The sequence below is a fragment of the Caballeronia grimmiae genome (assembly GCF_022879615.1).
Taxonomy (GTDB): Bacteria; Pseudomonadota; Gammaproteobacteria; order Burkholderiales; family Burkholderiaceae; genus Caballeronia; species Caballeronia grimmiae.
This window is the reverse complement of record NZ_CP084274.1, coordinates 218892-243049: the sequence shown is the minus strand read 5'-3', so window position 1 is coordinate 243049 and position 24158 is coordinate 218892. Positions and strand designations below refer to the sequence as shown.

Genomic DNA, 24158 nt, shown 5'->3' with positions numbered 1-24158 from the left:
ATGCACGCCATCGACAACATGGCATGCGCGGAGTCATCGATTCTGCGCAGATAGCGCGTCCGGGCATTGATCTGGATCAACGCTCGCGAGGGTCATCGCGGGAACACTGGAAGCGTAAGTCTTCCGTCGCGCTACCCGGACTTCGACGCGGCGCCGCTGCTGTGTGCCGGACTCATTGGCTACAGGACGCTGAAGATGGCGGGCGACGCGAAGCGCATCGGCATTTATGGGTTTGGCGCGGCGGCGCATATCGTCGCGCAGGTCGCGCAGGTCGCGCAGGTCGCGCAGGTCGCGCAGGTCGCGCGGCGCGAGGGGCGCGCGGTCTATGCGTTCACGCGTCCCGGCGACGAGGCGGCGCAGGCGCTGACATTGGAGCTGGGCGCGAGCTGGGCCGGCAGCAGCGGCGAACCACCGCCCGACGAACTCGATGCGGCGCTGATCTTCGCGCCCGCCGGTGCGCTCGTGCCGGTCGCGCTCGGAGCGGTCGCGAAGGGGGGTGTCGTCGTGTGCGGCGGCATTCATATGAGCGACATTCCCGCGTTCTCCTATGCGCTGTTATGGGGCGAACGGCGGATCGTGCCGGTGGCGAACCTGACGCGTGCGGACGGCGCGGAGTTCATGGCGCGCGCGGATGGCATCGCGCTTCGTTTGCGGACACGCGTCTACGCGCTCGACGATGCGAACGATGCGCTCTCCGATCTGCGCGCGGGCCGCGTCTCCGGTGCGGCGGTGTTGCGCATGGACGGTTGAGGCTTCGCATCTCATCCGCAATTGACGCCCGTCAAGGCGGGACATTGCGCGAGGCGTATCGTGATTAGCGAAACCGGCATCGTTTCGATCAACTGATCATTTATCACCACCGGAGCCCATCATGCAAGCACGCGATGTAATGACCTCGACCGTCCTTTCCGTCACGCCCGGCACGACGGTTCATGAGTTGGCGCAATTGCTGGTCAAGCACCGCATCAGCGGCGCGCCGGTCGTCGATGAAGACGGGCACGTGATCGGCATGGTCAGTGAAGGCGACCTGCTTCATCGCAGCGAGACGGACACCGAGAAGCGGCAAGGCAGGCGTTCGTGGTGGCTGGATCTGATCGGCTCCGATGGCGCGGCGGACTACGTGAAGTCGCATGCGCGCACGGTCGGCGAAATCATGAGCCGCGATGTGGTGTGCGTGCAGGAGGATGCGTCGCTTGCCGAGGTTGCCTCGGTGCTGGAAACGCGGCATATCAAGCGCGTGCCGGTGCTGCGGGATCACCGGCTCGTCGACATCGTGAGCCGCTCGAATCTCGTGCAGGCGCTGGCGTCGGCGCCGGTAGCGAAGGGCGCGCCGTGTACCCCAGCAACCGACAAGGACATTCGCGCGATGCTGATGGGCGAGGTCGCGGGGCGGGAATGGGCGTTTCCCGGGCGCAATATCGTCGTGCAGGATGGCGTCGTGCACTTGTGGGGCGCGGTGTGGTCGACGGATCAGATCGACGCGATGCGGATCGCGGCCGAGAATATCCCCGGCGTGAAGCGCGTGGAGGATCATACGGTTGCCTATCCGATGATGCCGGGGGTTTGAGCGGATCCGGGCACTGGTTTGCATCGCAACACCATCCAGATTGCGCTCCGCAGCCGCAATCGAGGCAGTCCGGTTCGACAGGCGTTCATCGCGCCCCTACTTCGCCGAACTCCCCATATTCCGTCTAACCACCGCAAAGCTCAACGCGATGGACCCAGTCAAAGGCCGATCCTGCGCCGGTGCTTCTCCAACCTGAATGCGCCTGACGCGCGGCGAGAGTTTCGACTGAGCGCGCGCATCAGGCGCACTCGCATTCGGCGGAAACTTTTCAGATGACATATGACGCTACCTCGATCGAAAGTTCAGGTAGCTATTGAACGTTGTGGCGCCCGATTTGTAAAATGAATGATTTGCGGCGTTCAATCACCAAAACGAATGGAAATCAGGCTGCCCAGAACCTTTCTCGCGGTCGCGGAACTGCGCCATTTCAGCCGCGCCGCCGACGCGTTGCATATGAGCCAGCCCGCGCTCAGCAAGCAGATCGGTGCGCTGGAGGCGAGCATCGGCGGCAAGCTGTTCGAGCGGGGAAGGCATGGCGCGGAACTCACGCTGTTCGGCGAGCGTTTCCTGCCCGACGCACAGACGCTGGTTCGCGACGCGGACGACCTACTCGCGCGTGCGCGTGACGCGAGCAGCGGTCGAACCGGGCATCTGCGCATCGGCATCTGCCTGTCGGTGCTGACGCTCGTGCCGAATATCATCGCGGATTTCCGTCGCGCGAATCCGGGCGTGGCCATTACTTTGAGCGATCTGTCTTCGGCCGAGCAGGAGCGGCGGCTGCTCGCGGGCAAGCTGGACGCCGGCTTTCTGCGCTTGCCGGCGGGCGCGGGACTGGCGTCGTTCAAGGTCGTCGATGAAGGCCTCGCGCTGGCGATGCCGCCGCACAGCCAGTACAAGCGCCTTCCTTCAGACCTTGCGGTGCTCAACGACATCGGGTTCATTGCGCTGTCGCGCGCGCGCGGGCCGGGTCTCGCCGCTCAGATCGACCGGTGGTGCGGCGCGCGGCGCTTCGTGCCGAACATCACGCAGCATGCGGAAGACGTGCAGTCCGTGCTGACGTCGGTCGCGGCATGCGTCGGCGTCGCGTTTATTCCCTCGCGTGCGCAATATCTGTTGCGCGATGCGACCGTTCTGCCGTTGCCCGGCAAGGACGCGAGATGGCGCGTCGGGCTGGCGTGGGCATCGGCGCGGGAGAATCCGGTGACTGCGCGATTCGTATCGCATGTGCGCGCGGCGCTGTCGCGTGGATGAGGCAAGGCACGTTCTTTGCGCGCTGTCATCATCGACCAGGCACCCGCAAGGAGAACCGCACAATGAACGAGAAAGACACCGAACGCGACGATGCTCAAAGCAACGCGCCCAGCGACAACCCGAAGGCATCGCCCACTTCGAATGCGGAGAAGGATCCCGACGATTGGGTCACGGGCGACGAGCCGATGACCGGCGCGCAGGCGTCGTATCTGAAGACGTTATCGGAAGAGGCGAAGGAGCCGTTCGATCCATCGCTGACGAAGGCGGACGCTTCGCGCAGGATCGAAGAACTGCAGGAAAAGACAGGCCGCGGACAAAAGTCCTGAGCCGGCGATGAGCCGCCGCCCGTCACGGCGGCGGCATCGCGAGAACACTCAGAACTTGTAGCCGACCGAGAGGAACGTCACGATCGGATCGAGCTTGATCTTCGATTCGCTCTTGACCGTGCCCACCGCCGATTGGGTTTCCATCGTCGCACGGGTCTTAAGCCACATGTACGACACCGAGAACGCGGCCGACCAGTGCTCGTTGAAGTTGTACGAGAGACCCGCGTTCACGACAGGCGCGAACGAACTGCTGAGCTTGACGGTCGTCGGTCCGGTCAGCGCGTTGCCGAACTGGCTCGAATAGAGGAAGGCGCCGCTCGACATCGCGCCGTTCAACTTCTCGCCCGAGAACCACACGTACGATGCGCCCGCGCCCAGGTAAGGGCGGAAGCGGCTTTGCGCGCCGCCGAAGTAATACTTCAGGAGCAGCGTCGGGCTCCATTCGCGCGCCGAGCCGAGCTTGCCGAACGGAGCCAGCGTGCCGGTGCCGTACAGATTGAACTTCGGCGGCACGCCCATCACGCCTTCAGCGGCGATGTGATCGGTGATGAAGTACGTCGCCGTGAGACCGAACGTGTCGGCATCGCTCACGGATGCGCCCGCGCCGGGCGCCGTCGTCGTCTGCCCCAACGCGGTGATCTTGAACGGGCCGCTCGATTCCTGCGGTGCGAAATGCATCCACCCGGCGTTCACGACGACACTTCCCGCCGCCTGTGCGTGAGCGCCCGTGACACACAGGGCCGCTGCGGCAGCACACGCAAATTGCTTCTTTTTCATCTCTTGTCCAGATTGGTTCCAGTTTGCCGGGCAGAGCGTATCCACTCCGCACACGACATCTCGTGTGCGGCTGCGGATAACACTCTTGATACAGCGGGAAGCCGTCTGCTACAGGCAGCAGTCGAGGCTCATCTTGAAGTACTCATAGCTCATCTCGATGCTGCGCTTCACCGTATGCACTTCGTCGACACCCGGCGCATTGCCGAGCAACGTGGCCACGATCTCCAGCGCTTCCCACGGATGCGCGTCGTCGTAATGCGCATGCAGGCTGAGCCAGCGCATCGCCTTGCGGCGGATCGATACCGGGAAGCTGTTCGCATACGTGTCGCTGCTGCAAACGAGCGTCGCCCATTCGCCGGTCACGCCTTCGATCGCGAAGTTCGTGGCCGCGATGCTGGCCGCGAGCGCGTCCGTGCTACTGCTCTTCCAGCACCAGTGACTAAGCGCATACGCGAGCGTCGGGCCATTGGCCTTCATCAGTGCGCGCTTGCTGACGTCGTGTGCAGCGGCCCAGTCCACCCAGTAATCCGCGTGATTCTGCTCAACGCGGATATTGCGCGTCAGATAACGCCGCGCGAGGTCTTCGCCGCGCGAGTGGCCGTAGCGCAGCTTTTGCAGGTTCATCGCCATGTATTGCGGGAATTGCTCGACGACCGGCCATCCGTTGACGAGGAACGCCTCTGCCTGACGCGCTTCCAGCTTCGCCTCGCGCATTGCCGCGAAAATCGGATGCCTGACGACGCCTTGTTTCGCTTCGTTCGTCTCGGCCAAAACGTCGCCAAGCCATGCCGGGTAGCTGGCGATATCCTTCAGATCGCCAACCCGCTGAAAAGTCGGATCCAAAACGTACTCTCCTGTTAGATGTTGATAGGTTCGACGTGCTGCGCCCAGGGTTCGGGACGCCCGACATGGAAGCCTTGTACGAAATCGACGCCCATCTCCCGAAGCGCGCGATGAATCGCCTCGCTTTCCACGTATTCCGCGATGGTCAGACGGCCCATCGAATGACCGATGTCGTTGATCGCCGCCACCATGTCTCGGTTAACGGCATCTTTAAGCATGTCCTTGATGAATCCGCCGTCGATCTTGATGTAGTCGACCGGCAAGTGCTTCAGATAGCCGAACGACGACATGCCCGCGCCGAAGTCGTCGAGCGCGAACTTGCAGCCGCGCTTCTTCAGTTCGCGGATGAAGCGCGCGGCGGCGGCGAGATTGGCGACAGCGGTGGTTTCGGTGACTTCGAAGCAGATCGACGATGGCGCGACACCGCTGACCGCGAACTGCTCGTTCAGGAACTGAAGGAAGCGTTCGTCGCCGATGGATGCGCCCGAAAGGTTGATCGCGTATTCCATCCGTTCTCTTTGCGGCGTCTGCGATAGCGTGGAAAACACCGCGCGCACGACCCACCGGTCGATGGCCGACATCAGCCCATAACGCTCCGCTGCCGGCATGAAAAGCCCCGGCGGCACGATATCGCCGCGTTCGCCCACCATGCGCAGGAGAATTTCCGCATGGCGCGGGTATGCGATGCCGCTGGGATCGCCCGCCTCCAGTTCGGTCGCGCGAATCTCCTGCATGTAGAGGCAGAAGCGGTCGTTGGCGAGCGCGTCCTTGATGCGTCCGCACCACGACATTTCGCTCGCGTGGCGCGTGAGTTCCTTGTCGCCGGGCACCGCGAGATGCACGCGATCGCGGCCGCGCTCCTTCGCGAGATAGCACGCGATATCGCCATAACGCATGGCGGTCTCGACATCGAGTCCGCTTTGCCGAAGATCGACCACGCCGATGCTCACGCTCGTCGACAGGCGATGCGTCTCCCACGACCATTCGAACGCGGCGACGTCCTTTCGCAAGCGCTCGGCGATCTGCATCGCGGTCTGCTTGTCGCAATTGCAGAGCAGCGCGCCGAACTCGTCGCCGCCGAGACGGCCGAGCACGTCGTCTTCGCGCAGGCATTCTTCGATGAATAGCGCGACTTCGCGCAGCATGGCGTCGCCAGCTGCGTGACCGTAGGTATCGTTGACGACCTTGAACTGGTCGAGGTCCAGCATCATCAGCATTTGCGCGCGATGCGACGGATCGATGTCCGATTCGCGATCGAGCGCGTTGCTGAGACGCCGCTCGAATTCAGTGCGGTTGAGCAGGCCCGTCAGGCCATCGTGCGTCGCCTGCCAGGCAAGGTTCGACACGTACTCGCGCTCGCGCGTCATGTTTCGCAGCAGGAGCACGACGCCCGTGAGCACATCCGACTGATCGCGCACGACGGACGTGATGGCCTGCACGACGATATCCACGCCCATCGCGTTCGTCAGAATCAGGTCGCCGCTGACGTCTTCGGGCTCCGCTTCCTTCAGCGCCTCGTCGATCACGTCGACGGGCCGGCGGTCCCATTCGCGCGCCACCGTCACGAGCGCGCCGAGCGGCCGGTTCACGCAGGCCGCCGCTTCCCGGCAGAAGAGCTTTTCCGCTGCCGGATTGATGAACTCGACGAGACCCGACGGACCGACCGAGATCACCGCCTCGCCGATCGAGCCGAGCGTCGCCTTGGCGCGCGCTTCGCTTCGGCGCAGCGCGTTCTCCGTCGCGAGCCGCGCGGTGATGAAGCGCCGCGCGTACCAGCCGGACAAACAGACGAGCAGCACGGCGATCACGACGTTGACCGTGAACAGCAGCATCGCGGTTTGGCGGAACGCGGAGCCGAGCACGTCGGCGAAGGCGCGCGAGGTCGGGGCGATCGCGCCGTTGATGTTCCAGACTTCGTCGGTGAGATGGTCGACGTCGGCGCGCCCGGCGTCCCCGCGTTTCACGGCGGCGCGCAACTGGCGGCCCGCATCGGCGAGCTTGTCGACGAGCAGGTCGCCGGCCGTCCAGTACGCCACGGCTTCCTGAAAATAGCTTGCGCGGCGGAACGTGCGATAGACCCAGATGACCGCGCCGACATCGGCCGGATACACGCCGCTCGCCAGCAGGGCGGCGCGTGCTTCGGGCACATCGGGATCGGGGCGGTCGAGCGCGAGACGGGCGCGTTTGAGATTCTGCGGATAGGCGATCGCGCTCTGGTATTCCGAGAACGCTTGTTCATCGCCGGTCTGTGCGTAGCGGACGAGATAGAACACTGCGTCCTTTTGCCCCTTCGACCAGGTACTTTCCCCGCCGATATAAGCACGCACAGACGACATGATCGCCAGGCTCGTAGCCGCCATCGCCAATAGGGAGATGACGACCGCCAGGAATGGCCAGATTGTGTTGAACAACTGCCGATTCGTCGTTTTAGAGGCAACGCGCATGTTTTCCTTTCTTATTCGCTCTTAAACGACGGAACGATGCGACTGCAAAGCCAGGGTCGGGGGAGAGGTATCGACGGCTAAAGCCGGATAAGCCTCCTTCCACCGATAACGGCAGTTGCAGCGGCGACTGAAGGCGTTGCCTGCGCGGGCAAACGTTTGGCGCGTTGAATCTTAATTATCGGAATGGGAGTCCGATAATGTGCTGCGAGGGAAAAAATGCAAGGCGGGAAAGGGGGAGTGTCGACGTTACCGAGCGGCACGTCGAAGGCACGGCGCGGGCGATTTAGCCTCGCGCGTCGATCCAGTCCTCCGCCCATCGCTGCGAATAAGCAATGGCGTCGGCTTCTTTCGAGAAGTAGTCGAGCGAATAAAACTGATAGGCTGGGTCGCCGCAATCCGTGTCGGCGCGCTCGAGCAGCAGGTTCGCGGAAAAGCCGTTATCGCCGAGTTGATGTGCGAAGGGATGCACCGCATAACCGCGGTAATGTTGATTTGATGTCATTTTAATTTTGTAGGTAAATGCCTTCCGTCAAAGTACGGAAAGTCTTGAAATGCCGCGCCTGAGAGACGCTTGGGGGAATGGGCCTGGGAACGTCTTGGCCGGAGGAACGCGGAGGGGAGGTAAAGCGGACCAGCAAGAAATCGGGAGCCGATTATTCAGCTCCCGATGTGCAGCAAACTTACACCGGCTTGATGTTCGAAGCTTGCATGCCCTTCGGGCCGCGCTTCGTTTCGAAGCTCACCTTCTGGCCTTCTGCGAGCGTCTTGAAGCCGTCCGCGCGAATTTCCGAGAAGTGGGCGAAAAGATCGTCGCCGCCGTTATCCGGCGTGATGAAGCCAAAACCCTTGGTGTCGTTGAACCATTTAACCGTACCGGTATCCATGAGAATCCTGAAATGAATAAGTGTGATCGCTCAGTGAGCAGGGCGAAGCAGCAAGGAGGGAGTGGACAACGAATACCGGGGGGAATCGGACTATTGATGAACAGCAATCGACTTCTTGAACTTCACAGTGGATTATGCCGAACTCTATCGAATCGGTCAACTATTTTTTGAATAAGCTCGCGTTCAGCGGCCCGCACGTGACGGACCGCTAAACGCTGCCGCGATCAGAGCGGCGTCTTCTTCACCGGAGGAACGTCGGCGGTGCCTTCAACGCCGGTGGTCCGCTCCACTTCCACTTCGGTGCCGCGCACGGTGTCCGTGATGGTTTCCGTGCGGTTCGACGCTTCCTTGCCGACGACCACTTCCTCGACGACGCGTGCCGTCTTCGCCACGACCGGCTGCTCCGCTGTTTCGCGGATCTCGACGAAGCCTTCCTTCAGATCGGCGGCCGTCGCGGGACGGTCGACAGCACGGCGCTCGATGCTCGCGTGTTCTTCACGAAGATTGACCGACTCGCTGACGGGCGTTTCGGTCACACGCGAATAGACACGCACGCCGCCCGTCTGCACTTCGCGCTTGCCGACTTCGAGCGATTCCTGAACGACCGGGAACGCCTTGCGTTCGGCGGCGATTTCATCGGCCGTGTAGGCGGGGGCGCTGCTGTCGTAGGCGGTGTAGCCGGTGTTGCGCCATTGGGCGACGCGCGCGTCGATATCGATTGCGCCCGCTGCATAAAGTGCATCGCGCACGCGCTCGCTATCCGACTCGTTCACGATATCGACGGTCAGCAACGCGCCGCCGCGGCGAACCGCTTCCTGATAATGACCGATCTCTTCCGGCCGGTCGTTGTCGCCGAACAGGTTCTTGAAGAAGTGCTCGATACGCGACATCGCGCCTTCGTGATAGCCGGTGTCGGACGTGCCGGCGGTGCCATTGCGCGTGGTCAGATCGGCGTCAGTGGTGCTCGTCGCGTCCTGCGCGTGCACGCTCATGTCCGATCTGGCGAAGCCTTCCGCTTCGAGGCGGGCTTGGGCAACTTCCGCATCCTGGATGGTGTTGAATACACCGATGATGGTCTGAGTCATTGCATGATCTCCTTAACAATAAAGGCGTACGCAGGCCGAAGTTGAAGCGCGTGCACAGAAAGCGCAACGCGCGTTCCCGCTTGATTCATTCGCCGGTGCGATCCGGTTTCCATTCGCCGTCCGTGCCTTCGCGCCGCTCGACGATCAACTCTTCCGAGTTCAACAGAACCTGCTGCACGACGTCCTGCTGCGCATGTACCGTCCGAATATGCACCTCTTCTTTCAAACTGAGCTGCATGCGAACTACCGGCACGTATTCGTAGACAGGAACGATGAGCGTGTCGCCTTCGCGCCGTGGCTCCGCTCGCTCATCGACGGCCCGGTTCACGGGCACGCGCGTGACTTCGACTTGCTCGGTGGCAAGCCGCATCGGCACGGGCTGCATCTCTTCGTGCACGACTTTGCGCACGCGCACGGAGCCGGTCTCGGTCGTTCGCACGCCGACGGCGAGTTCTTCCTGCACCGCCGAGAGCCGAACTTCGTCGGACGAATCCGTCGATGGGGTGACGTGCCTGGGCGTTTCGTCCGGGTTCATCGGGTTCTCCGTTTCTCATGTGTGGGTAACGTCGACGCTCACGCGCGTCCGCCGGTTTGCAAAGGGCGGTTGCGCGCGGCTGCGGCGTCGCGCGTGGTGGCCGACCCGCCGCCTTCTTCGAACGGTGGCTGATGCCTGAATCCGGCGTTGCCCGAGACAATGGCGATGATCGCGCCGACGATTAGCGCCGCGAACGAGAACCAGCTTGCGCGAGCGACGTTGCGAGCGGCCGTGTCGGCGGCCTGACGCGCGTTCTGCTCGGCTTCGGGACTCGATGCGGCGGACGCCGCCGACGCCAGCGCCGCCTGTACTTGCTGTTTGGCGGAATCGATCATCTGGCTTGTGCCGCCTGATTGATTCGCGGCCGTCGCGCCGACCTGCGCGCTGGTCGCGGCGATGCTGCCAGCCGTGCTGACCGCGCCCGTAATGAGCGACGTCATTCCATAGACGATGAGAAGCGTCATCACGGCCCACGCGAGCAGGCCATGCAGCCACCCGAGCACGGGCGCGCAACGTCCCGCGTAGTAAGACCCGACGAAAACAGCGAGGACCGTAGTGACGATCACCCATACGCCGGAGCCGAAACCGAAGCCATGCAGCGCATCGGGCCTGGACATCGGGGAGAGCAACGATGCCCCGATCGCCGTGCCGAGCACGCTCATGATGAGATAGACGACCATCGACAGGATGACGCCCGCGATGATGGAGCCCCACGACAGCCGTGGCAGGCCATCGCGCGTAGTGAGAAGTTTCATGATGTCCCCCTGACAGGTCACACCTTCCGCATGGCCGCACTTGGCGATTACGCGTCCGGTGACCACTTTCCGCAAGCGTTGTGCCGCAACGCGAGACGCGATGCACGTCCCGGCGACGCTCGAAGGGGCGAGCGCCATAGCGATATTACAAGCCCGCTTTGAATTATTATGGATGCCGTAATAAAGACGTGACTAAACCGGAATCATTCCCGCGTAAAGCCGGGCGGCCGATTCCGCAGTGAGCAATGAATTAACGAGGAAGGCCCGGCTGAGACGCGCTCGACCGCGCAGTCTCAGCCATGCGCCACGGCACGATGCCGGGCGGCTACGCTCCGCTGTTGTCGCTCAACGCGTTTTCGAGCTGTTCGAGCGTATAGGGCTTGCGCAGCGCTTGCCACGAGAAGTCCCGCACGTCTTCCTGCATGACGTTTTCCCCCGACGCGAATATCACGCGCACGTCCGGGAAGCGTTCGATCCAGCGTCGCGCCAGTTCGATGCCCGTCATGTCGGGCAGGTTGATATCGGTGAGAAGGACATCGAACGGGCCTTGCGCCATGGCATCGAGCGCCGCTTGCGCGTTGGCCGCGCCGACCACCTGATGACCCAGCATGCCGATGAGTTCGCCGACCGCTTCACGCGTCGCGCCGTCGTCTTCGACGACGAGCACGCGTTTCGCACCCGCCGGGGCGGATTCCGCCGATGGTTTATCGGCAGGTGCGGCGACGAGTTCCCCCGGTGAGCCCAGCATTTGCCGCAGTTTGAAGGCGAGGTCTTCGCGGCTGTACGGCTTGCTCAACAGTTCGACGCCGGGGTCGAGACGCCCGCCATGCACGATCGCGTTCTGCGTATAGCCGGATGTGAACAGCACGCGCACGTGCGGCTGCATCGTGACCGCACGACGCGCCATCTCCGGGCTCTTCAGCGTACCGGGCATTACGACGTCCGTGAAGATGAGATCGACGTGCACGCCGCTGCTCAACACGACGAGCGCCTGATCGGCGTTGTCCGCTTTCAGCACGTGATAGCCCAGCTCGGAGAGCATTTCGATGACCGTCGCCTGCACCTTCTGATCGTCCTCGACGACGAGCACGGTTTCCGTGCCGCCCGTGACCGGTGCGTTGCGCCATCTGACCGGCTCCGCCGCCTCGACGGACGATCGCGGCAGATACACGCGCACCGTGGTTCCGTGCCCGACTTCGCTATAGATGCGGATATGCCCGCCGCTTTGCTTGACGAAGCCATACGCCATGCTTAGTCCGAGCCCAGTGCCTTCGCCTTCGGGCTTCGTCGTGAAGAACGGATCGAACGCGCGCTCCATCACTTCCGGCGGCATGCCGATGCCCGTATCGGTCACGCCGAGCATCACGTACTGGCCGGGCGGCACGTCGGACAAGCTGCGCACGTAACGGTCATCGAGCATGGCGTTGGCCAGTTCGAGCGTGAGCTTGCCGCCCTCGGGCATCGCGTCGCGCGCGTTGATGGCGAGATTCAGCAGCACGTTCTCCAACTGATGCAGATCGACGAACGCATTCCACAGCCCGCCCGATACAACCGTCTCGACCTCGATGGTTTCGCCGAGCGCGCGGCGCAGCAGGTCGTCCATGCCGCGCACCATCGCCGCGAGATTCACCGATACCGGCCGCAACGCCTGGCGGCGGCCGAACGCGAGCAACTGCGAGGCGAGCTTGGCGCCGCGCTCGACGGCGTCGATCGCGCTGCTCACGCGGTCCATGCTCCAGGTGTCGTGAAGGCAGCGCGTGCGCAGCAGTTCGAGATTGCCGCGCAGCACTTGCAGGACGTTATTGAAGTCATGCGCGACGCCGCCCGTGAGCTTGCCGATGGCCTCCATCTTTTGCGCCTGCAACAGCGCCGCGCGGGTTTCCTCGAGTAGCTGGTCCGCCTCGCGCCGCTCGGTGACGTCGCGCGTGATCTTCGCGAAGCCGATCAGCGTGCCTTTCTCGTCGCGGATCGCGTCGACGATCACGTGCGCCCAGAAGCGCGTGCCATTGCGGCGCAAACGCCAGCCTTCGGACTCGAAGCGTCCCTCGCGGGCGGCGGTGTCGAGCGCGCGTTGCGGCATCCCGGCGGCGGCGTCTTCCGGCGAATAGAAGCGGGAGAAGTGCGCGCCGATGATCTCGTCGGCGGTATAGCCCTTGATGCGCCGCGCCCCGCTGTTCCAGTTGGTCACGAGACCCTCGGGCGAGAGCATGAAGATCGAATAGTCGGTCACGCCCTCCACGAGCAGCCTGAAGCGCCGCTCGCTTTCGATGACCGCATCGTGCGCCTTGCGCTTGTCGCTCTCGTCGCGAACGATCTTCACGAAACCGAGCAGGGAGCCGTCGTGATCGGCGAGCGACGTCGTCAGCACGCTTGCCCAGAAGACGGAGCCGTCCTTGCGCTTGCGCCAGCCCTCGGTTTCGAAGCTCCGGTGCTCGCGCGCCTCGCGCAGTTCTATTTCGACGATGCCGTGCTCGCGGGCCTCGTCGGGAAAGAAGATGGAGTAGTGGCGTCCGACGATTTCGTCGGGCGCATAGCCATAAATGGCGCTACCGCCGGGATTCCATGTGGAAACAAAGCCTTCCGGCGACAGGCAGAAAGCTGCAAGGTTCGTCGTCGATTCGACCCAGATGCGCGCCCAGTCTTGAAGGGCGTGATCATCGTTCGGATTCTCGCTCTTGCGCATGGCAATTGTCATCGGTTCTTGTACTCGTTGACCCTTCACGCGGCAATTCGCAAAGCATGGACGGGGAGTTGTCGTAACCGGACATTTTAACGGCTTGTGCCCTTCTTCGTGCGAGCGTGCCGCCGGGTCATCGCGCGTCGATGTGCGCGAGCGCGCGTTGGCGGCGAGAAGAAGCCGCGCCAGCAGAGGTGCAAGTGCAGCAATCGGCCCCAGCCTGACCGCAATCACAGTTCCGGCATGCGCAGATCGGCCTCGACGATTTCCTTGCCGCGCGCCTGAGCGGCGTTTTTCGCGTCGTCCTTGAGCGTGAACGGGCCGATCTCTTCGGCGCCGTCGAAGGGATAAAGGAGGCGTCCGTCGGTCAGCCGGACCACCTTCAGCGTGCCGACGAATGCGCCGCTGACATGCGGCCGATAAGACGCGTAGATCGCGTAGTCATCGTCGGTGAGGCCGGGTTTGGCCGACACGTTCTTCTTCCAGGGAAACAGGACAAGTTTCGCGCGACGCGAGACCGGTTCTTTCATGGCGATCACATCCCTCAGGGGAAACGGCGCGAAGTTTCAGCACGTAGCGTGCCGAACCTCTCCGCTGTAGATCGCACGATAGAACCGGTCATGGCGATTCCTGCGTTAGTTCTTGAGATCGTCGGGAACCTTGCCGCCGTTCTCCGCGAGTTTCTTCATGACTTCCTTGTGCAGCCAGATGTTCATCGAAGCCGAGTCTTCCGTGTTGCCGGTGTAGTGCAGCTCAACGGCGAGTTCCTTGCGCGCCTGAAGACTGCTGTCGAGGCCGAGCAGCTTCATCAGATCGACGATCGACGTGCGCCAGTTGAGGTTCGCGCCGTTCTGCTGCTGTTTCTGCACGAGGATCGCTTCGACGTCGACTTCGGGCATCGGCGTGACGGGAGGACGCGCCGGTTCGGTGCCGGACGTTGCCGGCGCAGCCGACGGATTGGCCTGCGTCGACGCCGCCGCGCCGCCTGCCGCGTTGGATGCCGCCGGCGGCGTGGCCGCACCGGATGTCGTCGCCGCCGGATGGTCATGCGGGAAAATCTTGTTCAGGATGGTCGAGAAAATGCTCATTGTGTTCCCTCTGTGATTGAAGCAGCGCGAAGTCCGCGCATGGCAGGTGATGCAAAGACCGTCACTCTTCCTGGCCAACCGCTTTCGATACCGCCGCAGGGCTGTCGAATTCCTGCTCGGGCAGCGCATCGAGCGCGTTGGTCACTTCCTCGCTTGCGCCGTTGCTGCGCGCGGTGTCGAGGAGCGTCTGTTTGTCCGCGGGATAGTCGATTCCCTTCAGCGCCTTCTGCATCTCGATGAACATGTTGTTCGAGCCGCTGGACTCGTCTTTGGCCATCGCGTTTCTCCTTCAGATGATGATTCGAACAGCGCCTGCGCGATGCGGCTCCGCTTACTGGCTCGCGCCGGCGGGTGCGTCGCTGGCGGCGGTCGCAGGGAAGCTCGTTGCCGCGGGCGCCGATGCCATGGGCGCCGATGCCGCGGACGTGTCGCTTGCCGCGCCGCCTGCGCCCGCGCTATCCGAGCCGCGCTTGCATCCCGCAGTGAGCGACATCGCCGCGACGACTGCACCGAGTACTGCAATGCGGGTAATGGAATTCATGCGCATTTGTCCTTCCTCCGTTCTGGCTTTGGACTGCGTTTGGATGCTCACGACGCGTCGCGCCGGTCCCGGAACGGGACGTCCATGAGCGTCGTCTGCACTGAGGTGCCGCTTTCCCACGCATTCGCACCGGGCACGATGTCGGGCACGGGAATGTCGTAACGCTTGCGCCTGCGGTCTTCCCACGAGACGCCGAGACGCGCATCGCGCGCAGCGAGCATCGACTCGTCGAGCTGCCCGTCCTGCGTGAAGCCCATCATCAGTTGCGGCGGGCCATACGGAAAGTCGTCGCGATCGATCTGCCACGTGTGGAAGGTCTTTCCGTACGTGGAAACGAGATCGTTGAAATACGCGCGCTCCGCCATCTCCGGTATGCCCGGCGCAACGAGAGTGCCCGACTTCACCTCGTAATGATGGCTATGCCACAGGCGCTTCTCTTCCTCGGGCAACTGCCGGAAGCGCTCTTCCGAAATGATGTATTCGATGCCGATGAGCCGCGCATCCGGCCGGTTCGAATCGAAGATCACGCATTGATGCAGGTCATGTTTCAGATGAATGCAGAAGTGGTGCGCTTCGACCTGACGGCCCATGTCGTCCGCATACATATGGAAGCCGTTAAGCCATGTGCTCATTGCGGCGAGCGGATACTTCGGCTGCATCACGCCCGATGCCAGATCGAGCAAACGATGCTTCGCCGAGTGACCTTCGCCCGTGCGAGCGAGCGCGCTCACGCGGCGGCCGATCAGCAGCCCCGCGGCCGCTGCAAGGCCCGCCACCATGCCCGCGGCGAGCGGCATCAATGAGTCGGATTCGTTCGACAGCACACGCCGGTTGGTCATCCACGCCTCCCTTTCGTCAAGCATTCGCTTCGTCAGTCGGGCAGCAATAAGTGTTCCGCCGGGCGCTTGCAGACTCACTCGCCGGCTCACGATTGCGCGGCACTGCGATTGCTTTGACTCTCAGCGTGCGGATTCCAGACCCTCTTGGCGCCGCATCCCGTCCTTCCACGTACGTCACCAGGAGCGAATCATGAGCACGTCACCCGAGAACGGCAAACCGGACGCATCGCAGAACGCGGACGATGAGGCGCAAACCGGCAGCGACGAAACCTTCACGACCGATGTCTCCGAGACCGATGACGAAGGCACGACCGTGCGCGAGGCCGAGGTGAGGGCGGACGATCTGTCGGAAGTGAAGCCGGCCGACGGCGACAAGTCCTGAAGGCGCGCGAGCGGCTTTCATGCGCGTTCATCACCTCAACTGCATATCGAGTTGTCCGCTCGGCGGCAAGCTGTTCGACGGCCGCACGCCGAGCCTGTTGCGCCGCGGCGAACTCACATGCCACTGTCTTCTCGTCGAAACGAACGATGGCCTCGTGCTCGTCGATACGGGCTTCGGCCTTCGGGACGTCGCGAATCCGCAGAGCCGTCTCAGCACGTTCTTTCTTTTCATGCTGAAGCCGGACTTTCGCGAGGAAATGACGGCGGTGCGGCAGATCGAGCGCCTGGGCTTCAAGGCGAGCGATGTGCGGCACATCCTGATGAGTCACCTCGACTTCGATCACGCAGGCGGCCTCGACGACTTTCCGCACGCGACCGTTCATATGCTGGAGATCGAGCGCGACTATGCGCTCGCACAGAAGACGTGGCTCGACCGGCAGCGCTTCCGCCCGCAACAATGGTCGACGCGCGGGAACTGGACGGTGCATCGCGGAGGCGGCGAGAAATGGCGCGGCTTCGACTCGGTGCGGCCGCTGCCCGGTTTCGCCGACGACATCGCGCTCGTGCCGCTGCCTGGCCATACGTTCGGGCACGCGGGCATCGCGGTGCGCAAGGACGGAGCCGGATGGCTGCTACTCGCTGCCGACGCCTACTTCTTTCATACCGAGATGGATTGGGACCGCCCGCGTTGCACGCCGGGCCTTGCGTTCTATCAATGGATGATGGAGAAGGATCGCACGGCGCGTTTGCAGAATCAGGCGCGTTTGCGCGAGCTATGCCGAAGCGCGGGCTCGGGGTTGACCGTCTTTTGCAGTCACGATCCTTTCGAATTCGAAAAACTGGCGGGCCGTTCGCCGGGAATTCCCGCTGAGCAGTTGCTGGTCTGCTGAACGCACGGCCTTCTTCATAACGATATGAATCCTCGTTGGTTAGCGGGCGAACGTCCGCTGACTAGAATGATGCGCCTGCGCTCTCAGGCGGCGCGGCCAATCGCTAATCGGCCCGCTAACGCAATCCATTCGGATTCCATATGATGCAAGGACAACCCCGGCTTCCGCCTAACGCAAGGGCGGCGCGAGGCCATGCGCAAGCTTGCGGCTGGCGCGGCCGCCATTCGCCTAACGCGCCGCAGTCGCTGTCGGCGGACGAAATCCATGCCCTGAGCGCGTATGCTCTGTCTGAACAAGATCGTTCCCGAAGACGCGCGGCTCGATGCACGGTCGTTGCCGCGCATGAAATGCCGAACCGCGATGGCTTCCTCGCGGACCTGCGACCGCGCGCTTTGTAGCGGGCGCATACAGAAAATCCTTCATTGTTCGCGATTCCCTGCCAGTCAATTCGTTTTGAGCCGCTTTATCGCAACGATCGACCTGTCTACATTTGCGCTTGGCAGATCGGTTCAACCGATGAACCGCCGCAAACATTCTTTGAAAGGAAACGATCATGAGCAAGCTCGCAGGGAAGGTCGCCGTCGTAACGGGTGCGTCGAAGGGCATTGGCGCTGCAATCGCCAGAAAGCTCGCAGCGGAAGGCGCTTCGGTGGTGGTGAATTATTCGAGCAGCAGGGCCGGAGCAGATGCGGTCGTGACCGATATCACCGCAGCGAACGGACGCGCGATCGCCGTGGGCGGTGACGTGTCGAAAGCAGCGGATGCGCAAGGCATCGTGAATGCCGCCGTGGAGACGTATGGCAGGCTCGATATCGTCGTGAACAACTCGGGCATCTACGAGTTCTCGACGATCGAAGAAATCACCGAAGAGCACTTCCATAAGCAGTTCAACGTGAACGTGCTCGGCGTGTTGCTCGTGACGCAAGCCGCCGCGAAGCATCTCGGCGAAGGCGCGAGCATCATCAATGTCAGTTCGGTCGTGAGCCGTATCACGCCGCCCGCCAGCGCCGTGTATAGCGGCACCAAAGGCGCGGTCGACGCGATCACCGGCGCGCTGGCCCGCGAACTCGGTCCGAAGAAGATTCGCGTGAACTCGATCAATCCCGGCATGGTCGTGACCGAAGGCACGAACACGGCGGGCATCATCGGTTCGGAGATGGATACGGCGATCGTCGGCCAGACGCCGCTAGGCCGCCTGGGTCAGCCGGACGACATCGCATCCGTCGCGGTGTTCCTCGCATCGGACGATGCACGCTGGCTGACCGGCGAAAGCATCATCGCGAGCGGCGGGCTGCGCTGATCCAAAGACATGCCCGGCCGTCGAAACGCCGGGCATGCGTTCACGAACGCCAGGCCTCGCCATCCGGATACACATGCCGGTCGAGCGAGGCCGCTTTCATTTCGATGCTATAGCCCGGCTGTTGCGGCGGCATGTACCGGCCGTTGCGGATCACGACGGGATCGATGAAATGCTCGTGCAGGTGATCGACGTATTCGAGCACGCGATTGTCGAGCGAGCCGGACACGCAAATGTAATCGAACAGCGAGATGTGCTGCACGTACTCGCATAGCCCGACACCGCCCGCGTGCGGACACACCGGCACGCCGAACTTGGCGGCCATCAGCAGCACGATGAGCACTTCGTTCAGGCCGCCGAGACGGCAACTGTCGATCTGACAGAAGCCGATGGCTTCCGCCTGCAACAACTGCTTGAACATTACGCGGTTCTGGCAATGCTCGCCCGTGGCGACGCCGATCGAACCGAGCCTTCGACGGATGGCGGCATGGCCGAGGACATCGTCGGGGCTCGTGGGTTCTTCGATCCACCAGGGATCAAACTCCGCGAGACGCCGCATGTTGGCGACGGCTTCATCGACGTCCCAAACCTGGTTCGCGTCCATCATCAGCTTCGCATCCGGGCCGATTTCTTCGCGAAGAATGCGCGCACGCCGCACGTCTTCTTCCAGATTGCCGCCGACCTTCTGCTTGAAATGCGTCCAGCCCTGCGCGACGCCTTCGCGTGCGAGCCGGCGAATCTTGTCGTCGTCGTAGCCGAGCCATCCCGCCGATGTCGTGTAAGCCGGATAACCGCGATCCAGCATTTCTTTCTCGCGCTCGCCGCGTGTCTTCACATGGCGATTCAGTATCGCGATGGCCTCGTACGGCGTGATCGCATCGGTCACGTAGCGGAAGTCCAGGCACCGCACGAGTTCTTCCGGCGTCATGTCGGCGAGCAGCTTCCACACCGGCTTGCCTACCGCCTTCGCCCACAAGTCCCACACCGCGTTGACGACTGCCGCCGTCGCAAGATGAATCGCGCCCTTGTCCGGGCCGATCCAGCGCAACTGGCTGTCCGATGTGAACGCGCGCCAGAACGCGCCCATGTTCGCGGTGATGTCTTCGAGCGTCTTGCCGACGATGAGCGGCGTCAGCGCACGGACGGCTGCGACGCATATCTCGTTGCCGCGTCCGATGGTGAAGGTGAGACCGTGTCCGGTCAGCCCGGATGAATCCGTTTCGAGCGTGACGTAGGTGGCGGAATAGTCCGGCGCGGCGTTCATGGCGTCCGAGCCATCGAGCGAGCGCGAAGTGGGAAAGCGAATGTCCCGAACGGACAGTTTGGTGATCGTGGTCATCAGGGCGCCCTCCGGGGCGATGTCGATCGACTTCGGTCTGCGGGAAAACACCAATGAGTTCCGATGACGTCACAAGCGTTTAACGACGACTAGGCATTTGCACGCGTTGACAACATCGAATCTGCTTTCTAGCATGCTAGCATCTTCATCGGAAATCAAGCGCCCCGTGAGTACCTCGTCCGATACGAACATTATGAGTACTCCGTATGACGCACTGCACAAGATCGACGGCGGGGCGCAGCGGGGCAGCCTGACCGATGCGGTCGAGGAAGCGTTGCGCGAAGCCATCGTCACGCTGGCGCTGGAACCGGGAATGATGATCGACAAGATCGCGGTCTGCGAGCGCATGGGCGTCTCGCGTTTTCCAGTTTCCGCCGCGCTGGCGCGGCTCGAACACGCGGGCCTCGTCGAAGTCTTGCCGCAGCGCGGCACGCGGGTGAAGCCCATCGCGCTGCGCGACATTCATCAGCATTTGTTCATCCGTAGTGCGCTGGAAGTCGAAACAGTGCGCGGCGTGGCGCTTCATCTCGCGCCCGCCACGCTCGATTCACTGATCGGCAATCTGGAGCAGCAACGCGCGGCGGTCGCGAATGATCAGCGCCTCGCGTTTCACGCGCTGGACCTCGCATTTCACGAGATTCTTCTCGATGCTATCGCGTTGCCGCGTGTAAAGGAAATCGTAGCGGTATCGCGCAACGCGCTGGATCGTGCGCGGCAGATTCTCGCCAGTCCGGAGCGGCTCGTTCATACGCTCGCGGAACACGAACGCATCTTCGCAGCGATACGAAACGGCGAAGCCGATGCCGCCGCCAAAGCGATGCACGACCATCTCGATCAGGTGGTGGCGGAACTGCATCGCTCGGCCGCAAAGAGGCCGGATCTCTTCGAGCAATAGCAAAAGCAATAGCAAAAACAGCAGTGGCAGTGGCAGGTGGATGTTCAGCGGTATCGACACACAGTATCGAACCTCTTGAAACGGGACTCCATGACTCCGCTCATTTCCGTCAGCAAGCTCAGCAAAAGTTTTCCAGGCGTGCGCGCACTGCATGAAGTGCAGTTCGAACTCATGCCGGGCGAAGTCCATGCGCTCATGGGCGAGAACGGCGCGGGCAAGTCCACGCTGATGAAGATTCTCGCCGGCGTGTACAGCCGCGATTCAGGCGCGATGCTCGTCGACGGCAAGCCCGTCGAATTCACCAGTCCGCGTGAAGCGCAGGCGCTCGGCATCGGCATCATTCATCAGGAACTGCATCTGATGAATCATCTGACGGTCGCGCAGAACATCTTCATCGGACGCGAGCCGCGCAAGCTGATGGGCCTCCTCCTCGACGAGGACAAGCTCAATCGGGCGGCGCACGACATCCTCGCACGCATGCACGTCAATCTCGATCCGCGCACGGTGGTCGACACGCTCACCGTCGCGAGCCAGCAGATGGTGGAAATCGCGAAGGCGTTGTCGTTCGATTCGCGCGTGCTCATCATGGACGAGCCGACTTCCGCGCTCAACGATGCCGAGATTGCCGAACTCTTTCGCATCATCCGGCAACTGAAGGAGCGCGGCGTCGGCATCGTCTATATCTCGCACAAGATGGACGAGCTCGAACAGATATCGGATCGCGTGACCGTGCTGCGCGACGGCGAATATGTCGCCACTGTCGGCACGCGCGAGACGAGCGTGGAGACGATCATCGGCATGATGGTGGGCCGCACGCTGACCGATCTGACGTCCTTCCTCGGCGGTTCGGAACAGGGCGATGTCGCCCTCGACGTCAGGCATCTCAACGCGGGACCGCTCGTGCGCGACGTGAGCTTCACGCTCCGCAAAGGCGAGATCCTGGGCTTCGCCGGTCTCATGGGCGCGGGCCGCACCGAGGTGGCGCGCGCGGTGTTCGGGGCCGATCCGATCGAGTCCGGCGAAATCTACGTGAAGGGCGCGAAGGCCAGCATCAGGAGGCCGAGCGATGCGGTGACGCGCGGCATCGGCTATCTGTCGGAGGATCGCAAGCGCTTCGGTCTCGCCACGGGCATGGATGTCGAATCGAACATCGTCATGTCGGACCTCGGCAAATTCCTTTGGGCGGGCATGTTCCTGCGGCGCGGGCGTATCCGCAAGTCGGCGTCGCACTTCATCAAGCTGCTGGCGATCAGAACGCCGTCGCCCACGCAACCGGTGCGGCTGCTCTCCGGCGGCAACCAGCAGAAGATCGTCATCGCCAAATGGCTCGAACGCGATTGCGACGTGCTGTTCTTCGACGAACCCACTCGCGGCATCGATGTCGGCGCGAAGAGCGAAATCTATCGGCTGCTGCGCTCGCTCGCGGCACAAGGCAAGGCGATCGTGATGATCTCCTCCGAACTGCCGGAGATTCTGCGCATGAGTGACCGTATCGTCGTGATGTGCGAAGGGCGCATCACCGGCGAACTTTCCGCTAGCGAAGCGACGCAAGAGCGCATCATGCAGCTCGCGACGCGTCGTCCCACCCTGCAAGCGGCATGAGCCGCGAGGACCGACCATGAACCAGCCATCGCAGCCTTCCCAGCCATCCGAAAGCGCCGCGCTTGCAGGCGGGCGACGCGCGGGCGGCTTGCGCGGCCGCCTCTTCACGCCGACCGCGCTGCAAAAGCTGCTCGCGTTCGCGAGCCTGATCCTGCTGCTCGTGTTCTTCAGCTTCGCTTCGCCCGCTTTCATGCAGACGGACAACATCCTCGGCATCTTGCAGGCGACCGCGGTCAACGGCGTGCTCGCCATTGCGTCAACCTTCGTGATCATCACGGGGGGCATCGACTTGTCGGTCGGTACGCTGATGACCTTCACCGCCGTCATATGCGGCGTGTTTCTCACGTACTGGCATCTGCCGATGTGGCTCGGCATCGTCGCGGCCATCGCAACGGGCGCGCTGTGCGGCACCATCTCCGGCACGCTGACCGCGAAGATGAAGATACCGCCCTTCATCGCGACCCTCGGCATGATGATGTTGCTGAAGGGATTGTCGCTCGTCGTGTCGACGAACAAGCCGATCTACTTCACCGACACCGAGAACTTCTACATGATTTCGCAGGACTCGCTGATCGGCTACTTCTTCCCGAGCGTGCCGATTCCGAATGCGGTGCTGATTCTCTTCGTCATCGCAATTGCGAGTTCCATCACGCTGAATCGCACGGCGCTTGGCCGCTATACGTTCGCGCTCGGCAGCAACGAGGAAGCGGTGCGGCTCTCGGGCGTCAACGTGGACCGCTGGAAGATCGCGATCTATGGCCTCGGCGGCGCGATCTGCGGCGTCGCGGGCCTTTTGATCGCGTCGCGGCTCAACTCGGCGCAGCCGGCGCTCGGTCAAGGCTACGAGCTGGACGCGATCGCGGCGGTCGTGATCGGCGGCACGTCGCTGAGCGGCGGCGCGGGGACGATTCTCGGCACCATCATCGGCGCGTTCATCATGAGCGTGCTGACCAATGGATTGCGCATCATGTCGGTGGCGCAGGAATGGCAGATCGTCGTGACCGGCCTCATCATCATTCTCGCGGTCTATGCGGACATCCTGCGGCGCAGGAAGCGCTGAGAACTGCGCGAAGATCATCTGGCAAGAAGCGATATAAACCCTAGGAGGAGACGTAACATGTTCAAAAGAAGAATCATCGGTATCCTGATTGGTGTATCCGCGCTCGCGACCGCAACGGGCGCCGCGCATGCGGACGAGCCGTATGTGCCGCTCATTTCCAAAGGCTTCCAGCATCAGTTCTGGCAGGCGGTGAAGTCCGGCGCCGAGCAGGCGGCGAAGGAACAGAAGATCCGCATCAGCTTCGAAGGCCCTGAAACCGAAGCGATGGTCGACAAGCAGATCGACATGCTGTCCGCGGCGCTCGCGAAGAAGCCGCAAGCGATCGGCATCGCCGCGCTCGACAGCAAAGCCGCGCTTCCGCTGCTCAAGCGCGCGCAGAACAACAAGATTCCGATCATCGCGTTCGACTCGGGCGTCGATGGCGACGTTCCGCTCACGACGTGCGCGACCGACAATCTCGCCGCCGCCGCGCTCGCCGCCGACAAGATGGCCGACGCCATCGGCAATGCGGGCGAAGTCGGCGTGATCGTTCACGACCAGACGAGCCGCACGGGCATCGACCGTCGCGATGGCTTCCTGAATCAGATGAAGTCGAAGCATCCGAACATCAAGATCGTATCGGTGCAGTACGGCGCCGGCGACCATCTGAAGTCGGCCGAGATCGCCAAGGCGATGATCCAGGGCAATCCCAACATCAAGGGCATCTTCGGTGCGAACGAAGGGTCGGCTGCGGGCGCGGCGATCGGCGTGAAGGAGTCGGGCAAGAAGCTCGTGCTGATCGGCTACGACTCGGGCAAGGAACAGAAGGCGGACATCACCAACGGCCTCATGTTGGGCGCGATCACGCAGAACCCGATCGGCATCGGTAAATGCGTCGTGGATTCGGCGGCCAAGGCGCTGAAGGGAGAGAAGCTGCCGAAGAAGGTCGATACCGGCTTCTACTGGTACGACAAGAGCAACATGAACGACCCGAAGATTGCAGCCGTGCTTTACGACTGATCGGGGGTGGCCGGGTGAAGTAAACACCCCAATTGACTTTCTCCATGCGCCGCGACGACGATGTGTCACGCCGATGCCGCAGC

At 62.7% G+C, this 24158-nt stretch carries 25 protein-coding genes and 2 pseudogenes; 12 read left to right on the top strand and 15 right to left on the bottom strand.

All coding sequences use genetic code 11. From position 1 onward, the window contains the following. Positions 1 to 114: 114 nt before the first annotated feature. From LDZ21_RS24515 to LDZ21_RS24500, 4 genes and pseudogenes are all read left to right on the top strand, one after another. Positions 115 to 750: pseudogene (locus LDZ21_RS24515) on the top strand (MDR/zinc-dependent alcohol dehydrogenase-like family protein); the annotation flags it as partial. A gap of 121 nt (positions 751 to 871) precedes the next feature. Then, the gene (locus tag LDZ21_RS24510) at positions 872 to 1567 is read left to right on the top strand and encodes a CBS domain-containing protein (RefSeq protein ID WP_244797226.1); all 696 of its coding nucleotides are present in this window, start codon (positions 872 to 874) and stop codon (positions 1565 to 1567) included. A gap of 375 nt (positions 1568 to 1942) precedes the next feature. After that, a complete protein-coding gene (locus LDZ21_RS24505; protein WP_244797225.1) occupies positions 1943 to 2818 on the top strand; it encodes a LysR substrate-binding domain-containing protein in 876 nt (291 codons plus the stop codon). 62 nt (positions 2819 to 2880) lie between these two features. Next, positions 2881 to 3144 (top strand): DUF3072 domain-containing protein, encoded by a 264-nt coding sequence (locus LDZ21_RS24500; protein WP_035962519.1) that lies wholly within the window; start codon positions 2881 to 2883, stop codon positions 3142 to 3144. A 48-nt stretch (positions 3145 to 3192) separates the two neighbouring features. Here the strand turns inward: LDZ21_RS24500 and LDZ21_RS24495 are convergent, their stop codons facing one another. The 14 genes from LDZ21_RS24495 to LDZ21_RS24430 all read right to left on the bottom strand — a co-directional run bounded on the left by LDZ21_RS24495 (position 3193) and on the right by LDZ21_RS24430 (position 15612). Then, entirely contained in the window at positions 3193 to 3921 is a 729-nt protein-coding gene (locus LDZ21_RS24495) for an OmpW/AlkL family protein (RefSeq protein ID WP_244797224.1), read from the bottom strand. 108 nt (positions 3922 to 4029) lie between these two features. Further along, entirely contained in the window at positions 4030 to 4764 is a 735-nt protein-coding gene (locus tag LDZ21_RS24490) for an iron-containing redox enzyme family protein (protein WP_244797223.1), read from the bottom strand. A 14-nt stretch (positions 4765 to 4778) separates the two neighbouring features. Continuing rightward, positions 4779 to 7100: an EAL domain-containing protein gene (locus tag LDZ21_RS24485; protein ID WP_244797222.1), complete on the bottom strand. Its 2322-nt coding sequence runs from the start codon at positions 7098 to 7100 to the stop codon at positions 4779 to 4781. A gap of 391 nt (positions 7101 to 7491) precedes the next feature. Continuing rightward, on the bottom strand, positions 7492 to 7710 hold the full coding sequence (locus tag LDZ21_RS24480) for a hypothetical protein (RefSeq protein ID WP_244797221.1): 219 nt from the start codon (positions 7708 to 7710) through the stop codon (positions 7492 to 7494). 178 nt (positions 7711 to 7888) lie between these two features. Further along, entirely contained in the window at positions 7889 to 8092 is a 204-nt protein-coding gene (locus tag LDZ21_RS24475) for a cold-shock protein (protein WP_035962526.1), read from the bottom strand. Between the two features lie 224 nt (positions 8093 to 8316). Further along, the gene (locus LDZ21_RS24470) at positions 8317 to 9177 is read right to left on the bottom strand and encodes a YsnF/AvaK domain-containing protein (protein ID WP_244797220.1); all 861 of its coding nucleotides are present in this window, start codon (positions 9175 to 9177) and stop codon (positions 8317 to 8319) included. Between the two features lie 85 nt (positions 9178 to 9262). Further along, positions 9263 to 9712, bottom strand: a complete 450-nt coding sequence (locus LDZ21_RS24465) for a DUF2382 domain-containing protein (RefSeq protein ID WP_244797219.1) — start codon at positions 9710 to 9712, stop codon at positions 9263 to 9265. Positions 9713 to 9750: 38 nt separating this feature from the next. Then, the gene (locus LDZ21_RS24460) at positions 9751 to 10467 is read right to left on the bottom strand and encodes a YrzE family protein (protein ID WP_244797218.1); all 717 of its coding nucleotides are present in this window, start codon (positions 10465 to 10467) and stop codon (positions 9751 to 9753) included. A 325-nt stretch (positions 10468 to 10792) separates the two neighbouring features. Beyond that, a complete protein-coding gene (locus tag LDZ21_RS24455) occupies positions 10793 to 13150 on the bottom strand; it encodes a hybrid sensor histidine kinase/response regulator (protein ID WP_244797289.1) in 2358 nt (785 codons plus the stop codon). A gap of 224 nt (positions 13151 to 13374) precedes the next feature. After that, entirely contained in the window at positions 13375 to 13674 is a 300-nt protein-coding gene (locus tag LDZ21_RS24450; RefSeq protein WP_035962731.1) for a DUF6723 family protein, read from the bottom strand. A 105-nt stretch (positions 13675 to 13779) separates the two neighbouring features. Next, positions 13780 to 14232, bottom strand: coding sequence for a DUF3597 domain-containing protein (locus LDZ21_RS24445; protein WP_244797217.1), 453 nt, complete (start codon positions 14230 to 14232; stop codon positions 13780 to 13782). A 61-nt stretch (positions 14233 to 14293) separates the two neighbouring features. Then, the gene (locus LDZ21_RS24440) at positions 14294 to 14509 is read right to left on the bottom strand and encodes a DUF2795 domain-containing protein (protein WP_244797216.1); all 216 of its coding nucleotides are present in this window, start codon (positions 14507 to 14509) and stop codon (positions 14294 to 14296) included. Between the two features lie 54 nt (positions 14510 to 14563). Continuing rightward, on the bottom strand, positions 14564 to 14773 hold the full coding sequence (locus LDZ21_RS24435; protein ID WP_152562551.1) for a hypothetical protein: 210 nt from the start codon (positions 14771 to 14773) through the stop codon (positions 14564 to 14566). A gap of 47 nt (positions 14774 to 14820) precedes the next feature. Then, entirely contained in the window at positions 14821 to 15612 is a 792-nt protein-coding gene (locus LDZ21_RS24430) for an OBAP family protein (RefSeq protein WP_052005700.1), read from the bottom strand. Positions 15613 to 15802: 190 nt separating this feature from the next. Between LDZ21_RS24430 and LDZ21_RS24425 the strand changes: the two genes are divergently transcribed. The 4 genes and pseudogenes from LDZ21_RS24425 to LDZ21_RS24410 all read left to right on the top strand — a co-directional run bounded on the left by LDZ21_RS24425 (position 15803) and on the right by LDZ21_RS24410 (position 18183). Beyond that, positions 15803 to 15994: a hypothetical protein gene (locus LDZ21_RS24425; protein ID WP_244797215.1), complete on the top strand. Its 192-nt coding sequence runs from the start codon at positions 15803 to 15805 to the stop codon at positions 15992 to 15994. Positions 15995 to 16013: 19 nt separating this feature from the next. Continuing rightward, positions 16014 to 16883, top strand: a complete 870-nt coding sequence (locus LDZ21_RS24420; protein ID WP_244797214.1) for an MBL fold metallo-hydrolase — start codon at positions 16014 to 16016, stop codon at positions 16881 to 16883. A gap of 230 nt (positions 16884 to 17113) precedes the next feature. After that, positions 17114 to 17281: pseudogene (locus LDZ21_RS24415) on the top strand (c-type cytochrome); the annotation flags it as partial. A gap of 155 nt (positions 17282 to 17436) precedes the next feature. Then, complete coding sequence (locus LDZ21_RS24410) at positions 17437 to 18183, top strand: glucose 1-dehydrogenase (protein ID WP_244797213.1); 747 nt, start codon at positions 17437 to 17439, stop codon at positions 18181 to 18183. A 40-nt stretch (positions 18184 to 18223) separates the two neighbouring features. On the opposite strand, the gene LDZ21_RS24405 is transcribed toward LDZ21_RS24410, so the two are convergent. Continuing rightward, entirely contained in the window at positions 18224 to 19519 is a 1296-nt protein-coding gene (locus LDZ21_RS24405) for an L-fuconate dehydratase (protein WP_244797212.1), read from the bottom strand. A gap of 133 nt (positions 19520 to 19652) precedes the next feature. Between LDZ21_RS24405 and LDZ21_RS24400 the strand changes: the two genes are divergently transcribed. The 4 genes from LDZ21_RS24400 (at position 19653) to LDZ21_RS24385 (ending at position 24075) form a co-directional block, all read left to right on the top strand. After that, positions 19653 to 20414: a GntR family transcriptional regulator gene (locus LDZ21_RS24400; protein WP_244797211.1), complete on the top strand. Its 762-nt coding sequence runs from the start codon at positions 19653 to 19655 to the stop codon at positions 20412 to 20414. Between the two features lie 90 nt (positions 20415 to 20504). Next, positions 20505 to 22016: a sugar ABC transporter ATP-binding protein gene (locus LDZ21_RS24395; RefSeq protein WP_244797210.1), complete on the top strand. Its 1512-nt coding sequence runs from the start codon at positions 20505 to 20507 to the stop codon at positions 22014 to 22016. A 16-nt stretch (positions 22017 to 22032) separates the two neighbouring features. Then, a complete protein-coding gene (locus LDZ21_RS24390) occupies positions 22033 to 23076 on the top strand; it encodes an ABC transporter permease (RefSeq protein WP_244797209.1) in 1044 nt (347 codons plus the stop codon). A 57-nt stretch (positions 23077 to 23133) separates the two neighbouring features. Beyond that, positions 23134 to 24075, top strand: a complete 942-nt coding sequence (locus LDZ21_RS24385) for an ABC transporter substrate-binding protein (RefSeq protein ID WP_244797208.1) — start codon at positions 23134 to 23136, stop codon at positions 24073 to 24075. The last annotated feature ends 83 nt before the right edge of the window (positions 24076 to 24158 follow it).

What these genes read in the sequence shown, in the direction of transcription:
- LDZ21_RS24510 (WP_244797226.1), top strand. Translation starts at nt 872, where the DNA reads ATGCAAGCACGCGATGTAATGACCTCGACCGTCCTTTCCGTCACGCCC.
- LDZ21_RS24505 (WP_244797225.1), top strand. Translation starts at nt 1,943, where the DNA reads ATGGAAATCAGGCTGCCCAGAACCTTTCTCGCGGTCGCGGAACTGCGC.
- LDZ21_RS24500 (WP_035962519.1), top strand. Translation starts at nt 2,881, where the DNA reads ATGAACGAGAAAGACACCGAACGCGACGATGCTCAAAGCAACGCGCCC.
- LDZ21_RS24495 (WP_244797224.1), bottom strand. Translation starts at nt 3,921, where the DNA reads ATGAAAAAGAAGCAATTTGCGTGTGCTGCCGCAGCGGCCCTGTGTGTC.
- LDZ21_RS24485 (WP_244797222.1), bottom strand. Translation starts at nt 7,100, where the DNA reads ATGTCGTCTGTGCGTGCTTATATCGGCGGGGAAAGTACCTGGTCGAAG.
- LDZ21_RS24480 (WP_244797221.1), bottom strand. Translation starts at nt 7,710, where the DNA reads ATGACATCAAATCAACATTACCGCGGTTATGCGGTGCATCCCTTCGCA.
- LDZ21_RS24475 (WP_035962526.1), bottom strand. Translation starts at nt 8,092, where the DNA reads ATGGATACCGGTACGGTTAAATGGTTCAACGACACCAAGGGTTTTGGC.
- LDZ21_RS24470 (WP_244797220.1), bottom strand. Translation starts at nt 9,177, where the DNA reads ATGACTCAGACCATCATCGGTGTATTCAACACCATCCAGGATGCGGAA.
- LDZ21_RS24465 (WP_244797219.1), bottom strand. Translation starts at nt 9,712, where the DNA reads ATGAACCCGGACGAAACGCCCAGGCACGTCACCCCATCGACGGATTCG.
- LDZ21_RS24460 (WP_244797218.1), bottom strand. Translation starts at nt 10,467, where the DNA reads ATGAAACTTCTCACTACGCGCGATGGCCTGCCACGGCTGTCGTGGGGC.
- LDZ21_RS24455 (WP_244797289.1), bottom strand. Translation starts at nt 13,150, where the DNA reads ATGCGCAAGAGCGAGAATCCGAACGATGATCACGCCCTTCAAGACTGG.
- LDZ21_RS24450 (WP_035962731.1), bottom strand. Translation starts at nt 13,674, where the DNA reads ATGAAAGAACCGGTCTCGCGTCGCGCGAAACTTGTCCTGTTTCCCTGG.
- LDZ21_RS24445 (WP_244797217.1), bottom strand. Translation starts at nt 14,232, where the DNA reads ATGAGCATTTTCTCGACCATCCTGAACAAGATTTTCCCGCATGACCAT.
- LDZ21_RS24440 (WP_244797216.1), bottom strand. Translation starts at nt 14,509, where the DNA reads ATGGCCAAAGACGAGTCCAGCGGCTCGAACAACATGTTCATCGAGATG.
- LDZ21_RS24435 (WP_152562551.1), bottom strand. Translation starts at nt 14,773, where the DNA reads ATGAATTCCATTACCCGCATTGCAGTACTCGGTGCAGTCGTCGCGGCG.
- LDZ21_RS24430 (WP_052005700.1), bottom strand. Translation starts at nt 15,612, where the DNA reads ATGACCAACCGGCGTGTGCTGTCGAACGAATCCGACTCATTGATGCCG.
- LDZ21_RS24425 (WP_244797215.1), top strand. Translation starts at nt 15,803, where the DNA reads ATGAGCACGTCACCCGAGAACGGCAAACCGGACGCATCGCAGAACGCG.
- LDZ21_RS24420 (WP_244797214.1), top strand. Translation starts at nt 16,014, where the DNA reads ATGCGCGTTCATCACCTCAACTGCATATCGAGTTGTCCGCTCGGCGGC.
- LDZ21_RS24410 (WP_244797213.1), top strand. Translation starts at nt 17,437, where the DNA reads ATGAGCAAGCTCGCAGGGAAGGTCGCCGTCGTAACGGGTGCGTCGAAG.
- LDZ21_RS24405 (WP_244797212.1), bottom strand. Translation starts at nt 19,519, where the DNA reads ATGACCACGATCACCAAACTGTCCGTTCGGGACATTCGCTTTCCCACT.
- LDZ21_RS24400 (WP_244797211.1), top strand. Translation starts at nt 19,653, where the DNA reads ATGCTAGCATCTTCATCGGAAATCAAGCGCCCCGTGAGTACCTCGTCC.
- LDZ21_RS24395 (WP_244797210.1), top strand. Translation starts at nt 20,505, where the DNA reads ATGACTCCGCTCATTTCCGTCAGCAAGCTCAGCAAAAGTTTTCCAGGC.
- LDZ21_RS24390 (WP_244797209.1), top strand. Translation starts at nt 22,033, where the DNA reads ATGAACCAGCCATCGCAGCCTTCCCAGCCATCCGAAAGCGCCGCGCTT.
- LDZ21_RS24385 (WP_244797208.1), top strand. Translation starts at nt 23,134, where the DNA reads ATGTTCAAAAGAAGAATCATCGGTATCCTGATTGGTGTATCCGCGCTC.